Here is a 16,283-nt window from a genome sequence, read left to right as displayed (position 1 = left end):
TAATAAATATAATGAAATATATGGTTCTGGTTCTTGGAAGACTGACTGGGATTTATTCAATGGAAGTTTAGAGATGTGGGGGAACTCAACAGAATTAACTAGATTTCTTTCCGAATTAAGCTCACCTATCCCAACAAATTAAACAATAATGTAACATTATTCTACCCCTATAAATTTATAGGGGTTTTTTATTTATTTCAACAACGCCACTCTCCTTTTGAATGTTTATTAGATAGTTGTAGATTGTTTCTTTTAAATACCTATGAAATACTTTTATCTATTATATATCTCTCTTGCTTTATTTTCTTGTGATTCTTATCAAAATTCAAAAAATCATATTAATCCTACTCAAACCATAGAAACAATAACACTATTAGGAGATACACTAAGCAGTCCTGAAATAAAGAAAGGAAAAACATTTGACCAATTTAAATCAGCACAAATCACCTATTTTGATAATCAAAATAATGCTGAAGCTCTAATTTGGTATGGACGTAGAACAGCCTATATGGGGTACTATAAAGAAGCTATTAAACTCTTTACTTTAGGAATAAAAAACCATCCTAATGATGCTCGTTTTTATCGTCACCGTGGTCATAGATACATTTCTACCCGTCAATATGATAATGCAATCAGTGATTTTGAAAAAGCAGTACAATTGATTGATGAGAAAACAGATCAAATAGAACCTGATGGTTTGCCAAATGCAAAAAATATTCCTCTAAGTACACTTCACGGTAATATATGGTATCATCTTGGTCTGGCATATTATCTTAAAAACGATATGAACAATGCTCTCAAAGCATTCAACAATAGAAGTGTTACTCATAAATACGATGATAATATTGTTTCAGGTGGTCATTGGTTATATATGATCAACAGAAGAGTAAATAAAATTGAAGAATCCAATACTGTTATTAATGAAGTTCACCAAAACATGGACATAATAGAAAACATGAGCTATCATCAATCGTGTTTATTTTACAAGGGAGTGCTTAAAGAGTCTGAAATCGTAATTGATGAAGTCGCTTTATATAGCTTAGCCAACTGGTATGTATATAAAAAAAAGGATACTTTAAAAGCTAAAACATATTATCAAAATTTGCTTAGTACAGGAAATCCATATTCGTTTGCCTACATTGCTGGAGAAGCTGACTGGATTAAATTATTTGAATAAAAGCTATTTCTTTCAAGCTTATAAAAATTGCTGACAAGGCAAGTATTTTTAATTCCTTACTTTTAAACAACAATTAACTCATAAATCAATAAAAATGAAAAAACTAATTTTAATTTCTAGTCTGTTTATTTCAACAGTTATTTTTGGCCAGACTGGAAAAAAACTTCCTCAAAATATTATTCAAATTACTTACGTTCAAGTAGAAAATGAAGATTTTTCAGAATTTGAATCAAAAGAATTAAATCATTGGTCAAAAGTATCTGATAACGCTATTAAAAATGGCAAACAGGTGGGCTGGGCATTCTTTAGACTCGTAAATTCTGCATTTATTGAGGATGAGACAAAACCTACTCACGCTTTTGTAAATATTTATAAAGATTTCAAGCAAATGGCAGACGCACCAATTGAAGTTTGGGGAAATGCTGAAGCCGTTTTAGGAATAGATCCGAGTCTGATATCAACTAATGATTTGTCAAAAACAATGATGATGCAAACTTATAAAGTAGTTGATAACATCCCTACTGAAGAGTTTAAATATGCCGTTTGGAATTACGCTAAACCAAAGAATATGTCTGGATTTCTTGAAGAAAACTCAAAGTTATGGAAACCATATTTTGAAAAAAGAATCAATAAGAATGGTTTTGCTGGTTGGGGTGTTGCTGCTCGAGTCTATCCTCAAGGAATGAACGAATCAAGTGTTTTTTCTTGGGATCATTACACCTCACTAGAGTCTGCAATGCTAGCGCTTTCTCCTACTGACTATGACGGAAGTATTTTATCTAAATCTAAAATGAATGAATACGATCCAGATGGTTTTAGGTATCGTGTATTAGTTGAATTACTTAAGTTTAATATGTAATCTAATTACAATCAGCTATTAAAAAATAGCACTTCTTTGATTAAAACGTCACTAATTAACTTTAGTGGCGTTTTCTTTTACAACACAATTAAAACTATATTAAAATGATATTTATAGATTACTTTTTTTTAATTCTTGAATTGCATGATTTGCTGCTCTAGCTGAAATAGCCATGAAGGTTAGGGATGGATTTTGTGTTGAGGTAGAAGTCATGCACGCTCCATCAGTTACATAAACATTTTTACAGTTATGTAATTGATTCCATCGATTAAGTAATGAAGTTTTAGGATCTTTCCCCATTCTAACTCCACCCATTTCATGAATGTCATTTCCAGGAGTTCTATTATTATCATTAGTTTTGATATTAATAAAACCGGCTTTAGAATACATCTCCGTGAATTCATCAAAAAAATCTTTTAACATTTTTTCATCATTTTCATCGTAATCGACATCTATATTTAATTGTGGGATTCCCCATTCATCAACTTTTTCTGAATCTAATGTGACCTGATTTGTTATTTTTGGAATTGTCTCACCCATCATGTGAGACCCTACATTCCAAACTCCTGTTTCACGTGTATTTAAGAGCTGTTTTTTTAAATTCTCTCCTAAGCCATCTCTATTGGTTTCTCTCTGTGGGCTTGCCCCAAAACCTGCTGCATATCCCCTTAAAAAATTTGTTTCTTGTTTGTGTACATTTCTAAATCGCGGAATATAATGAGAAGTTGGTTTTCTTCCTTTTGTCGTAAAATCAGGAAACCCTTCATATTCAGCACTAATAGTTCCCCTATAGTTGTGAAATGCAATATATTTACCTAATAAATCATTATCATTTCCAAAACCATTAGGAAAACGATTTGATTTTGAGTTAAGTAAAATAAGATTTGTGTTTAAAGTTGATGCCGTAACGAAAATCACATTAGCAAAATAATCCTTACTTTTTTTAGTTTTAGAATCAATAACCCTAACTCCTGTCGCCTTTTGTTTAGACTCATCATATAAAATAGAGTGAACAACGGAATTTGGTTTAAGATCAAGATTACCAGTTTTTATTGCCCAAGGAATTAATGTTGAGTTTACATTAAAGTATCCGCCGTAAGGACAGCCTCTTTGACATATATTTCTACCCATGCAAAGTCCTCTTCCTTGTTTTAAAAAGATAGGCTTGTTTTCAGTTAGATGTGCACAACGGCCATAAATTACGTGTCGATCGTTGTAGTGCTTTTTAATGGTTTTAGTAAAATATTCCTCTACAATATTCGTTTCCCAGGGTTTTAAAAAATCTCCATCAGGTAATGTATCTAATCCATCTTTATTTCCACTTACTCCTACAAATTTTTCTACATAAGTATACCAATCACTTAAATCATTATAATTAATCGGCCATTCTACTGCAAACCCATCTCTTTCTGGTCCTTCAAAGTCATATTTACTCCATCTTTGAACTTGTCTTGCCCACATTATAGATTTACCCCCTACTTGATAGCCTCTGATCCAATCAAAAGGTTTTATTTGTCCATATTTATGTTCTTTGTCCTTAACAAAAAAGTGTTTAGCATCTTCTCGAAAAGCATAACAACGACTTGCAATAGGGTTTTCTTCCATATCTTTAGAAGTCAATCTTCCTCGGTGTTTAAATTCCCAAGGCTGCATATTTGTTGTGGGATAGTCTTTTATGTGTTCAACATTTGGACCTCTTTCAAGCAACAATGTCTTAAACCCTTGTTCACAAAATTCTTTTGAAGCCCAACCTCCTGACATGCCTGCTCCAACTACTATCGCGTCGTATTTATTTTTAATCATATAAGTTAAATAGAAACACTCCCTAAATATCTTCCAGGAATAAATTCAAAGTTTAAATAATCAATCATATAATTTTCTGAAGATTCAAAGTGAAGTAAAGAGTGTTTTTTTAAAGTTTCAATGAAAAAAGAAGAAGGATTTTTTGATAGATAGCTTTTGTCAATAAAAGAAATTTGTTCATTTAATGAAAATTTTCCAAATTCAATATCCTTAAGTTCAGTTGATATCATTTCAAACCCTTTTGAAAATCTTTTTATTTTCGATGTACCATAACAATCATTTACCATAGTTAAAATAAATTCTTGACGAGACTCCATAGTTGGAAAATTAATTGCGTCTTCAGGTAAAATTATATTAGACAAGTAGCCTATTGTTTGTTGCTGTGATTTTTTTATCATTGGCAAGTTTGAATATATAACCTCAGGCTCAATATTACACCCATATGGAGTTATAACTAAACCTGCGGTTATCAATCCCACATGCTTTAAAGCAATTCTTCGATTCATTGATTGTTTTGTAAATATTTTACACTCAAAAGATATTAAATTAATCTCAAAGCATGGGAAAGTAAAGGTGTTTTTATAAAATCAGTCTAAGATTAAAAATGATCCTTTATTTGGTATCAACTTTGATTGACAATAATTTAAATGTCATACTCTGTTAATCGATATTAAAAAAAGGCGCTAAAGCGCCTTTTTTTAAATAGACGTTTTTTTAACGATCTTTTCCAGCCAAGTCAAAAATTCCTTTCTCTAGATTTACATGTCCAATGTGGACATAAATTTGGTCTTCGTGAGCACCATCAACTAAACTCCAAAATGTTTTTTTAGCCTCTATAGCTTCTTCTGATTCTGTGGTTTTAGCTGTTACCGATTTTGCAAACTCAACTAAGTTGGTATAACATTGCCAAACTTCAACATCAGAGCTTGAACCCATGTAATGGTATGAAACACCTCCAGACATTGAAGTCCCGCTGTCTACAGAATCCTTAATTCTCCAATCGAAAAAGGCATTTCCCATTTTTCCCCAGCTTCCAGAAGAATTATACTTTCCAACAACATAAGCAAAAGGAATATCAAAATCAGTGTTTTCAAGTTGATAAAATCCAGTTTTTGAATTAGCTGCTCTAACTTCATCCGAGTGTCCATTTGCAAAGGATCTATATTCTGCCCATTCTTGCATAAGAGTCTCTTTTTCACTTGCGTCCTCAGTTGCGTCAATTTTAGCTTTAATATTTTGATTTGCAAGATCAGCATCTTTATGGAAATCGTCCATAGAGGCATATTGGGTATAAATTACAAAGGTGTGACCCGAGCCATACCAATGTCTAAAAACCCATTCCCCAGTCATTGTTCTGTTTTCTCCTAAAGACATGTCTGTGAATTTTTTGTGTAATTTGACAAATCTTGGAATTTCAGCAATAGCTAGATCATTAATATATAGCGCTGATTCATAAGTAATTTCATCTTGTGAATAGCTCGATAAAGACAGTAAACCGATAAAAAGTAATAATAATATTTTTTTCATTTTAAATATAGATTGTGATTTAATTATAAAAATATTAAAAATAAAACCTATTCTCAACTGATTAATACTTTTATTCTGCAATTTAAACTATTCTAAGCTTAGTATGCACCCTATATACTAGCGGTTAATCCGATAACAGATACTATAGCGATTGGGAGTAATACAATAATTTAATAGACATGATTTGTTGCCTATATTACTTCTGAACTTTCATTTGCATCTCCACCACTAACACACGCTAACTATCGAGTCCGGGGAACATGTCCAGATTAGGCATATCTTTTTTTGATGACAATTTATGATCCAAGCCTAACAAGACATTTTAATTATTCTTCAGTTTTACTATTGGTGACGTAGTTTTTCCACTTTTTATACAATTCATTTAGCTCTTTTTCTATTTTTACTTCTTTATAAATTAAATTTACTCTTTCTTCCACATCAATATCAAGGTTATTTAAAAATTCACCAAGTTCTAACTCCACCATTTCATATTTTGCTTCCTTGTCATTAAATGATTTACGTAGTTTCCAATTTCCTTTCCTTACTGCAATTTCATGACCAGTATCCCAAAAAAGATAATCGTGTTGAATGTTTTCGTTTATTCCTTGTAAAAGAGGAGAAAGACTAATTCCATCAACATAATTTGGAATTTTGATCTTAACCTCTTCGCATATTGATGGCAATATATCCATAGCGCTTACCATATTTTTATAAACTCTACCTTTTTCATATTTTCTTGGATAAGAAACTAACAGCTGTGTTCTTATGCCTCCTTCATACAAAAGATATTTTGACCCTCTCAAAGGTGTATTGTCCGCATAAATTGGAGTTGAACCTCCATTATCACTAATAAAGAAAATAAGCGTGTTTTCTCGTAAATTCTTTTCTTCTAGCATATCGAGAAGTTTGCCAATTTCTTGATCCATGTAGTGTAATTGCCCCAAATAGTGTGCTCTTCCTTCTTCATTGTTTGGGTATCTTCCTTTGACATACCACTCATAATATTCTTCTACTGCTGGATTCCAATCATGATATCCTTTAAGTTTAAATTTATCTAAATATTCTTGAGGTAGTTGATGCGTAAAATTATGAGCAGCGTTAAACGCAATTTGCAGAAAAAATTTATTGTCTTTGTTTTTATTAATAAACTTCCTAGATTTTTCACCCACTAATTTGGTGAAGAACGCAATAGTATCTACAGGATTTTTATTTTCCCAAAGTGAACCTTGTCGCAATGTTTGTCCTTTTCTCATATACTTCTCTTTTGTTTCTATAAAAGCATCTTCAATCTCTTTTTTATGATTTATATAATGCTTACGTGCAGAAGTGTGTCCAAAATAATAATCAAAACCATGATTAAGAGGAAAACTACGATTAGAAGTATCTGAATCATAGTCTCCATAATGTACTTTACCAACATACCCTGAATGATAATCTTTTTGCTTTAACAATTCTGGAATAGTTTTATATTTAGAATCATGCAATCCATCAGCGCTATACCAATATGAACCTAAACGTTGAGGATAAACTCCTGTTATTATTCCAATTCTAGATTGATTACAGATGGGAGAATTGTCGTATGCTTGAGTAAAACGCACACCACTATATGCTATACGATCAATATTTGGCGTAAATACGTCATTAGCCAATTTTGCACATCCAATATCTGCATAACCTAAATCATCTGCAACAATAAGGATGATATTGGGCGTAATGCTATTTTCAATTGGCGCGTTCTCATCTTTTGTTTTACAAGAAGTAATTATTGTAAATATTACTGGAATAATTAAGATTTTTTTTAAATTGCTCATCTATTAGTGTTTAATACATAAAACTTAAATGTAATAAAAAAACCCTAACATATTGTTTGTAAATATATTAGGGAATTTTGTTGCGGAGAAAGCGGGACTGCATGAAAATAGGGAGTCGAGGTCATTGCTGAGTAATTTGTGACTCGGTGGGTATCAATTCCCATGTTCTATATATATTCGACCCACATACCGACCCACATGAATTTCCGTCTTGATCACCCGAATTGAGAAACAGGAAAGTGCTATGCTGATTAAAATCCATAAACCAAAAGCAGCATAATCAATCAGGGTAAATAAGAAAATCATCATGTATCGAATATACATAAATTGAGTTACCATTTACATTTATTCTTTAGCCGTCGGCAGTAGGGTTGTTTTTAAAGGCTGATGGATTTTCTCCACTTATTTTTTTGAAGGTCCGGTTGAAGTACGATAAACTTTCGAAACCACAGCCATAACAGGCCTCACTTACATTCTTTCCGGTAAGGAGTAAGCGTTTGGACTGTGAAATTCGATACTGGTTTAAAAAGGCTGTAAAAGTGTTTCCACTGTGTTTCTTAAAGTACCGACAAAAAGCTTCTTTGCTTAGATTAACCAATTGCGCCACCTCTTCGACCTTAATTTTTCGGATGTAGTGTTCATCAATAAAAGAGTATACCTTTTGTAAGCGTTGCTGTTGTTTTTTATCCGAGGTATTGTAAACAGGTTGTTTGTGTAAAAGTTCAAACTCTTCAGACGAAGCAAGTGTTTTCAAGATTTGAATAACAGCAATGAATTGGTCAAAAGCATCCAACAAATGCAGTGTTTTTATTTTTTCCCCGACAATCTTCTTTGTTTTTTCATGAAAGGCAATCCCGTGTTGTGCTTGTTCGAATAAGTTATAAATGCTCGAAAGCTCTCGAACCTGCTTAAAAATTTGTTCTTTAAAAGGAGGGCTTATGTGTAGAACCTCTTTTCTGTAAGCAGTCTTTATTCCGTAGTCAAAATTCAAATGTGGAATGTTCGACCCAATCAACACCAAATCGCTTTGCTGGTAATTGGAACGATGCTTCCCAACATGTCGAGTCCCATCTGCTCCTTCGATATAGACCAATTCATATTCTGGGTGAAAATGCCAAAAAAACAAGTCATTCAGTTTTGGATCGTGTAATAACCGAAACGAACTCTTGTCATCGGGTTGAATATTTTCGAGTTGAATTTTCATTAAATTGTCATTTATCACACTTAATATAATCAATATGATCAATATAGTTCAAATTACAATCAATATCAAGGTTGTAGCCTTGTATTTATACGTATAGATTTGAATTATATATTTCCAAATTAACTTAAAGGCAGTATTATGAAGAAAGAAGTAAAAACAACAATGGCCAATAAAGCCCATGAAGAAATTCCGGGGAACCCATCCGTATCTACTAGTAGTGATCAAAAGCTAAACGACCGTTCGAACGGAAAGGCATTAAGGGTTCTGTCGGAAGAGGATTGGCAATTTTGGATGCACAATGGATATATCGTAATAAAGAATGCAATTCCTAAAGACCAAGCAAAAGCTACTGCAGATTTTTTATGGGAATTTGACGAGAAAGATCCGAACGACCCATCGACCTGGTATGCGAATCCGCGGGCTGAAATGAAAATGAAAGAATTGGCAGGAACCGGAATGGTTGAGGCCTACAATCATCAAACCCTTTGGAATAATCGTCAGATGCAAAAAGTATACGATGCCTTTGTAGATGTATGGGGTACCGAAAAATTATGGGTAACAATTGATCGGGTAAACTTAAATTTTCCGCAACGACCCGGCGAAGAAAAAGAAGGCTTCATTCATTGGGATTATGATCCTGAAACCAGACCACAAAACGTACAGGGTGTTATTGCACTTGCCGATCAGATGGACCCAAACATGGGTGGTTTTCAATGTATCCCGTGGCTGTACCGAAACTATAATACTTGGAAGCTAACCCAACCAGAAGACAGGGACCGTTTTAAACCCAATTTGGAGAAGTTAAAGGATAAGCTTGTAAAAGTAGTAATGGAAGCAGGAGACCTATTAATTTTTAACAGTACAGAACCCCACGGAATCCGTCCCAACCGATCGGGGGATAAAGTCAGAATCGCACAGTATATTTCGATGATGCCCGCAGAAGAAGAGAATCAGAAACTCAAAGATTGGAGAGTAAACTCTTGGAAAAAAAGAATTGCCCCAGAAGGTTTTGCATTTCCTGGTGATCCGAGAAGTTGGGAGCAGAAAAAACATGAAACGGCTGAACTGTCCGAGTTGGGTAAAAAATTATTGGGACTAAACAACTGGTAAAAGAAAGAATAGAACGACATAAAACAGTATTACATGCTAACATCATTAAGTTTATTAGACATTTTTATTATACTAATTTATTTTGGAATTATTCTATGGATAGCCCATTGGGCTTCAAAAAGTAAAAGCGAGTCAGGGCGGGCAGTTGATTATTTTTTAGCAGGAAAGAACTCTGGATGGCTGGTTATTGGAGCATCTCTTTTTGCCTCAAACATTGGATCTGAAATTATCCTGGGAGTTTCGGGTGCAGGAGCTCGAGGTAATATGCCTATGGCAAATTTTGAAATAATAGCTTCCTTAGTATTGATACTATTGGGCTGGGTTTTTGTCCCTTTTTATTTACGTGCGGGCGTATTTACGATGCCTGAATTTTTAGAGAAACGGTATTCTGTAGCGTGTCGGAATTATCTCTCTATAATTTCGATTTTGGCCTATGTAATTACAAAGATTTCTTTAATCATCTTTGCCGGTGCATTGGTATTCGAAACGATCGGAATTTCTTTCTGGACCGGTGCAATTATTACCGTTGTTGCAACTGGGTTTTATACCGTTTTAGGGGGATTAAAAGCTGTGATTTATACGGATATGGTTCAAGCGTTTATTCTGCTTTTGGGAACCATGAGTGTTACAGGATTTGGACTTTACGCACTTGGAGGATGGGATAATTTATTAACCATACTTACCGAAGCCTCTGCAGTAGAAGGAAATCCACCCCGAGAACAGTTTTTTAACCTATGGCGACCCATGGCTGACACGGAATATCCATGGACAGGAATGCTGTTTGGAGCACCTATTTTAGGGGTTTGGTATTGGTGTACGGATCAATACATTGTTCAGCGAGTACTTTCCTCTAAAGACGAAAACAATGCAAGGAAAGGAGCCTTGTTTGCGGGGTATTTAAAATTACTACCGGTATTCATCTTCTTTATTCCGGGGGTAATTGCTTATGCGCTTTTACAAGAAGGAGCAATTGATTTTTCAATTGAAAATGCAGATCAAGCACTTCCCGCTATGATTAACCAATTTTTACCTACAGGATTAAAGGGACTTGCGATTGCGGGATTACTAGCTGCTTTAATGAGCTCACTTTCTTCAGCATTTAATTCTAGCTCAACACTCTTAACGATCGATTTCTATTTGAAATATAAGCCAAAGGCATCCCAAAAAGATTTGGTTCGTTTTGGACAATTTGCTACCGTTATTTTAGTGGTTGTTAGTTTGGGATGGATACCCTTTATGAAATCATTAATGGGTGGGGGAATTTTTCACTACCTACAAAGTATTCAGGCATATATATCTCCTCCAATTGCTGCTGTTTTTCTTTTTGGATTGTTCTATAAATGGATTAACGCAAAAGGTGCAATCGTATCATTGTGGTTAGGTTTTATCCTAGGAATTTTTAGATTAGTAGCAGAATTTCTTTATAATGAAGGAAGTCTAGTTGTTGCGGAAGATTCACTTTTAGGGCTTTTTATAGGCGTAAACTTTTTGCATTTTGCCTTATTTTTATTCCTCTTCTGTGCTTCAGTTTTAATGCTTGTTAGTAAACTGACACCACCTCAGCCATTAGAAAAACTAGAATTAGTTACCTTTAAATCGAGGAGCCTTAGACCTAAATTTATATGGTCAACGGATATGACCTTAACAGTACTATTAATTGGACTAGTATTGATGATTTGGACACTGTTTAGTCCTTGGGGTATTGCAAATTAGAAAACAACATATAGAGAATGGATTTAGAATTAAAAGGGAAAACGGTTTTTATTACAGGATCAACAGCCGGAATTGGGTTTTCAACTGCAAAAGCGTTGCTCAGCGAAGGCGCTAGCGTCATCCTGAATGGCCGAACCTCCGCAACAGTAGAGTCTGCTATTAAACGCTTAGAACAAGAGTTCCCTGAAGAAGCGATTTCTGGTATAGCTGCTGACTTCAGCATACTAAATGAAGTGAACAATCTCTTAGAAAACCTACCCAAAATAGATATCCTAATTAATAATGTTGGTGTGTATTCTTCCGGCTCTTTTTTTAAAACAGATGATGCGGAATGGTATCGTCAGTTTGAAGTAAATGTGATGAGTGGGGTCCGATTATCGAAAAGCATCCTGCCGAGTATGTTGGCCAATAATTGGGGACGGATTTTGTTTATTTCCAGCGAGTGTGCTAGCCTAACCCCTCCTGATTTAATTGCATACAGCATGACCAAAGCCGCTATTTTAGCAGTTTCTCGCGGTCTAGCTCAATTAACAAAAGGAACCAATGTCACTGTAAATTCAGTGATTCCTGGTTCTACTTTGTCCGAAGGAGCTGAACAATTTTTAGAAGCTGCCGCACAAAAGGAACAGAAGACAAAAGGTCAAATAGAAAATGCTTTTTTCACAGAAGTTAGAACGACCTCATTGCTTCAGCGTTTTGCAAAAGTGGATGAAGTAGCCCACACGATTACATATATAGCCAGTCCGCGTTCTTCCGCAACAAACGGGACTTCAATTAAAGTTGATGGGGGAAGTTCTGGAGGGTTGTTTTAGTTTCAGCCGTTTTAATATTAAAAGTAGATAGAAATAATTAATAATTTTAAAAGCCCCAGTTTTTGAGTTTATGGTTTCTAGGAGCCGTTTTTTTCAATCGGCCTTTTATCTTATCAAGATACATAGTGTTGTAACGAAGACGTGAAATATAATTTGGATTTTCTTGATCTCCATTCCAGCAATGTTCAGCATTATTACCATAATCAACTTCACCACCATAATAGGGGTTTTTTGTAGATTCTAAAAATTCTTCAGTGAGCACAACTGCATTGTTTAGATAATAATTATCCATGTCGCCACAGTAGATATTTATTTTTCCTTCCAGATCCTTTCCAATTTTATCCCAATCCCGCTGCATGATATAACTTAGGTCGTAATTTTCCTTCCAGTAATTTGCTACATCATGATCTATTTCACCTGTAAGTTTGTCCCATATAGGCATAGGATATCCATCTTTTCCAACCGGCGAATAAACTGCTTGCCAGATATCCCATTGGTCACCAGATCTACCTTTATCTCCTAATATAAATTCTCTTCTGTTCATATCGATTAATTGTGTTTTGATATGTCCTTTTCCATCTCTCATTCCAGGGCGAAGAATCTTCCTAAAAGTTCCGCTTTTGTAGTAAGCATTTTTATCTTTATAAATATCAACAACAGTATAGGCTCTAAAATCAATTGGATCTGGACAGGCAGCAAAGCAACCGTTGTACTGTTTAGGATAAAAAACTTGAACAGCTAATGCTTCCCATCCGCCAGTTGATCCCCCATATAAAAATCGACCCCAGCCTTCTCCAACACCGTTGAACATTTTTTCAATTTGTGGGATAAGTTCGTAAGTGATTGCATCACCATAAGGACCAAGGTTTGCAGAATTTACCGCATAGGAATCATCGTAGTAGGGGTTTTGGTGTTGGATTTCTATCACAAGAAACCTAGGAAAATCATCCGACACCCAATTTTTGTAGAAATCGTATGCTTCTTTTTCTTGTATGTATTTATAACCTGTAATTCCAAACCTACTACTGAAAATTGTATCTTTTTCAGGAGCAGTAGGAGGGGTAGTTCGAAACCCTCCAATTGTTTTGGGGAAATGCCCATGAAAAACCATTAATGGATATTGGGTTTTACTTTCTTTATTAAATCCTTGTGGAACTAAAACATTGGCTTGAAGATACATTGGTGTTCCCCAAAAATTTGAGAGAAGTTCACTTTTGATTTTAACATGTTTTATGTATTTAGAATCTTCAACAGGTTCTATTGGAGGAATTTCTTCAGTTATTACAATTTCAAAAGGTCTCTTACTGTTTTTATCAAACTCTATTTTAATGGGCTTACTATAAATGTTCTTTGGACTGGTATTCCAGTGTTGACCTTCTCCTTGATCCATAGGAAGTTGAACAGTATGCCCGCTTGACAGATTAAAAGTGTCGTATTTATGGAGTAAGGCTTGAACAAAATAAGTTCCTGATTTGAGTTGGTTTAAATTTTCAATTGGGTAAGCCTGTGCAGAAGAATTAAATAATTCTTTTTGGCCTGGTGTCCACTGTTGAACATTTTTTCCAATGATTATTCCTGTTTCATTTGAATCGTTAATTTGAAAGCGTGGCTCTTTAAGTGAATCTTTAGTGATCATTAATAAAAGACGACCATCATAACCTTCTAATCCTAATGCGGAGTCGTAAGTAACCTCAAAGATTGTAGCCTCTTTAGTATTACATCCAGCTAAAACTATAACTAAACATAATGCAGCAGAATAGGCTAGAAAAAAACTTTTTAAATTATTCATATCTAGTCATTTATCTGCTCAGAAAAGTAAAATTTGAATTTTAATTTTCCATCTTTTTTGACTAGGTATGCACTTTCAAGCCACTCATAAGATAAAAAGGTTTTTCCGTCAGGTGTTGGGGTCTCTAACTCAAACTCTCCTATGTGTTCTAAACTAATGTGAGCAGAATTAATATCTGTATCTATAACTAAATTTTTGAACTCTCTTTTTGACTTAAATTCTCCAAAACCTTTAACAAATTGAATGAATTCATCAGTGTTCCATTTTCTGCTAACTTCAAATATCATATAATCATCAGTCAGGTAGTCTCTAATTTTTTCTACATCATTATCCAGAAAATAAAAAAACTCATTAAATGTTTTCATTACTTCTTCCTCGGAAATCTTTTTTGGTTTACTACAAGCTATAAATAAAAGAGCAAGTAAAGTCAAAGATATTTTTCTCATTATCTAATTTTTGTTCATAATATCTAATATAAGTAAATTAAAAAAACATTGTAGACTTTTCACAAACTAATCAGGGACAAGTTTCGGGACAAATTAAAAAAAGTTATTTCATATTACAAGTATATGCAATATTCATAAAATTGAGATATTTTTGAATAAAATTTAACACTATGAAAAAGCTACTTCTTGTTTTACTGTTTGTTCCACTTGTTTATTGTTCTTCAGATAGTGAAAGTGAAGCTACAACACCACCTCCAACCACTACAACTCCTCCGCCTGTTGTAAATTATACTCTCACCGTTAGTGCGGGAGATGGTGGAGCTGTTAGTTCAACAGGAGGCACTTATACCTCTGGAGAATCAGTAAGCATTACGGCTACAGCTAATTCAGAGTATGTTTTTTCAGGATGGTCTAACGGTTCTACTGATAATCCTTTGAGTGTAACGATGAACTCAAACCAAACTATTACCGCATCATTTGAAAAGGTAACATATACTTTATCAACTTCTACTGAAGGAGAGGGAACGGTTACAGAGGTTTTGGTTTCTTCTGGAAGAACTGCAGATTATAATTCTGGAAGTGTGGTAAGATTAACTGCTGTGCCATCAGATGGATGGAGTTTTAATGGATGGACTGGAGACTATATTGGAGTAGAAAACCCTATAGAGGTAGATGTTACCCAAGCTAAAAGTTTTAATGCGGTTTTTGAAGCACAACCATCAGTGAGTTCAACTTATTTAGGTACAAATTGTAAAGAAGTTTCTTACTCAAGTAAGCCTGATGCAGATTATGTCAATGGTGATTATTCTTATTACACATACGGATGGCAATCGGATGGGACAGACCAAAATTCCTGTGTTAATGCCTATAACGGGGTTACTACTTTTGGAGTAGATTTGGTCAATGCTGTTTTGTCTGACGCGAAAGAAAAACTGGGTCAAATTGTCCCAGTAAATGCTTGGATATTCCATACTCAAAATTCAGATATAGAAACTATTTGCTCAGACTACTCACCCTTTACAGACGATTCAAGCTGTTTTGATCTTCAACAAATGGCTGCTGCAACGGTTACACAATATGTATTACATAATGGTGGAGAATTTAAACTTTCTGAAATTTTCTGGAGTGATGAACAACAAAATGGTACAGGTTATAAGGTTGCTTACCATGAATTTTTTCACGTCCACCAAAATTCTCATAAGTTTTATTTCGAAGAAACTGAGAATTTTGGTATCAACATGACACAATTTAGAAATGTTGATGACAACGAGGGAGTAAATTTAGTTGGACCCGTATGGCTTGAAGAGGGGGGAGCTGAGTTTGCAGGCGTTTGGTACTCATCTTTAAAAGGATGGGTAAACTATAATGAAAATTGGATAAATTATTTGGATGAAGCCAGAAGTGTTATTTCTGACGCTGCATCGAGAGGGGATATAGTTTCTTTGAGGGATTACGAGACTAGATATTCGATTCAGAAAGTAGAATCTTCTGAAAATCTAACGGGCACATCAAGAGAATTCGCATATGCATATTCAGGAGGTGGACTAGCACATATATACTTAATTAGTAAGGGCTTTACTGATTTAAATAATTCAATGATTGAGTATTACAGGAACATAGCAGAATTAGAAAGGGAACATATTGGCGAGGGATATATTTATGCATTTGAGGAATATTTTGGAATGCCTTTAGATAGTTTTTATACTGAATTTGACGATTTTATGTTGAAACCTAGAGAAGAACAATTATCTATCCTAGGATTAGAATAAAGCATACTTTGCAAGGTTTAAATGAATCTAACTTTAAACTAAGGTTCATGATATTTACCAATCTAAGAATTTTAGATCTAAAGTATCAGTATAAAGTTACGATAGGAAGATTGGGTAACCACAGAAGATATGTGACTTCTTACAATATTTAATCTCCTAAATAATAGTCTGCAATATCTTCTTCTTTTAAATCAGGTATTTTTAATTCCTTACATTTAATACTATGAAAAAGTTACTTCTTCTACTTTTACTCCCGATAGTTT

The 16,283-nt window shown here is 34.2% G+C and carries 13 protein-coding genes; 6 read left to right on the top strand and 7 right to left on the bottom strand.

The features are described 5' to 3' along the window. The first annotated feature begins 262 nt into the window (after positions 1-262). Together AC34EU_RS07785 and AC34EU_RS07780 are read left to right on the top strand one after the other, a co-directional pair. A complete protein-coding gene (locus tag AC34EU_RS07785; RefSeq protein WP_489696162.1) occupies positions 263-1,177 on the top strand; it encodes a tetratricopeptide repeat protein in 915 nt (304 codons plus the stop codon). Positions 1,178-1,271: 94 nt separating this feature from the next. Beyond that, on the top strand, positions 1,272-2,036 hold the full coding sequence (locus tag AC34EU_RS07780; RefSeq protein WP_487534519.1) for a hypothetical protein: 765 nt from the start codon (positions 1,272-1,274) through the stop codon (positions 2,034-2,036). A 111-nt stretch (positions 2,037-2,147) separates the two neighbouring features. Here the strand turns inward: AC34EU_RS07780 and AC34EU_RS07775 are convergent, their stop codons facing one another. The 5 genes from AC34EU_RS07775 to AC34EU_RS07755 all read right to left on the bottom strand — a co-directional run bounded on the left by AC34EU_RS07775 (position 2,148) and on the right by AC34EU_RS07755 (position 8,381). Next, positions 2,148-3,839 (bottom strand): GMC oxidoreductase, encoded by a 1,692-nt coding sequence (locus AC34EU_RS07775; RefSeq protein WP_487534520.1) that lies wholly within the window; start codon positions 3,837-3,839, stop codon positions 2,148-2,150. A gap of 5 nt (positions 3,840-3,844) precedes the next feature. Continuing rightward, complete coding sequence (locus AC34EU_RS07770) at positions 3,845-4,345, bottom strand: hypothetical protein (RefSeq protein ID WP_487534521.1); 501 nt, start codon at positions 4,343-4,345, stop codon at positions 3,845-3,847. A gap of 208 nt (positions 4,346-4,553) precedes the next feature. Beyond that, entirely contained in the window at positions 4,554-5,366 is an 813-nt protein-coding gene (locus tag AC34EU_RS07765) for a hypothetical protein (RefSeq protein WP_487534522.1), read from the bottom strand. A 326-nt stretch (positions 5,367-5,692) separates the two neighbouring features. Beyond that, positions 5,693-7,177 (bottom strand): sulfatase family protein, encoded by a 1,485-nt coding sequence (locus tag AC34EU_RS07760; RefSeq protein WP_487534524.1) that lies wholly within the window; start codon positions 7,175-7,177, stop codon positions 5,693-5,695. 352 nt (positions 7,178-7,529) lie between these two features. Beyond that, positions 7,530-8,381: an AraC family transcriptional regulator gene (locus tag AC34EU_RS07755; protein WP_487534525.1), complete on the bottom strand. Its 852-nt coding sequence runs from the start codon at positions 8,379-8,381 to the stop codon at positions 7,530-7,532. A 138-nt stretch (positions 8,382-8,519) separates the two neighbouring features. Between AC34EU_RS07755 and AC34EU_RS07750 the strand changes: the two genes are divergently transcribed. The 3 genes from AC34EU_RS07750 to AC34EU_RS07740 are packed head-to-tail and all read left to right on the top strand — an operon-like array spanning position 8,520 to position 12,016. Then, positions 8,520-9,491 carry a phytanoyl-CoA dioxygenase family protein gene (locus AC34EU_RS07750; RefSeq protein WP_487534526.1) on the top strand — a complete coding sequence of 324 codons (972 nt, stop codon included), beginning with the start codon at positions 8,520-8,522 and terminating at the stop codon, positions 9,489-9,491. Between the two features lie 33 nt (positions 9,492-9,524). Beyond that, complete coding sequence (locus tag AC34EU_RS07745; RefSeq protein WP_487534527.1) at positions 9,525-11,204, top strand: sodium:solute symporter; 1,680 nt, start codon at positions 9,525-9,527, stop codon at positions 11,202-11,204. Positions 11,205-11,221: 17 nt separating this feature from the next. After that, the gene (locus AC34EU_RS07740) at positions 11,222-12,016 is read left to right on the top strand and encodes an SDR family NAD(P)-dependent oxidoreductase (protein ID WP_487534529.1); all 795 of its coding nucleotides are present in this window, start codon (positions 11,222-11,224) and stop codon (positions 12,014-12,016) included. A gap of 46 nt (positions 12,017-12,062) precedes the next feature. On the opposite strand, the gene AC34EU_RS07735 is transcribed toward AC34EU_RS07740, so the two are convergent. Together AC34EU_RS07735 and AC34EU_RS07730 are read right to left on the bottom strand one after the other, a co-directional pair. Beyond that, positions 12,063-13,805: an alpha/beta hydrolase gene (locus tag AC34EU_RS07735; RefSeq protein ID WP_487534530.1), complete on the bottom strand. Its 1,743-nt coding sequence runs from the start codon at positions 13,803-13,805 to the stop codon at positions 12,063-12,065. A gap of 2 nt (positions 13,806-13,807) precedes the next feature. Further along, positions 13,808-14,251, bottom strand: coding sequence for a hypothetical protein (locus AC34EU_RS07730; protein ID WP_487534531.1), 444 nt, complete (start codon positions 14,249-14,251; stop codon positions 13,808-13,810). Positions 14,252-14,421: 170 nt separating this feature from the next. Here AC34EU_RS07730 and AC34EU_RS07725 point away from each other — a divergent pair, with 170 nt between their 5' ends. Beyond that, complete coding sequence (locus AC34EU_RS07725) at positions 14,422-16,020, top strand: InlB B-repeat-containing protein (protein WP_489696161.1); 1,599 nt, start codon at positions 14,422-14,424, stop codon at positions 16,018-16,020. Positions 16,021-16,283: the final 263 nt, after the last annotated feature.

It is taken from the genome of Candidatus Marivariicella framensis, from assembly GCF_982709265.1.
Note: the sequence above shows the minus strand (reverse complement) of the source record. Positions and strands in the feature narration are given on the sequence as shown.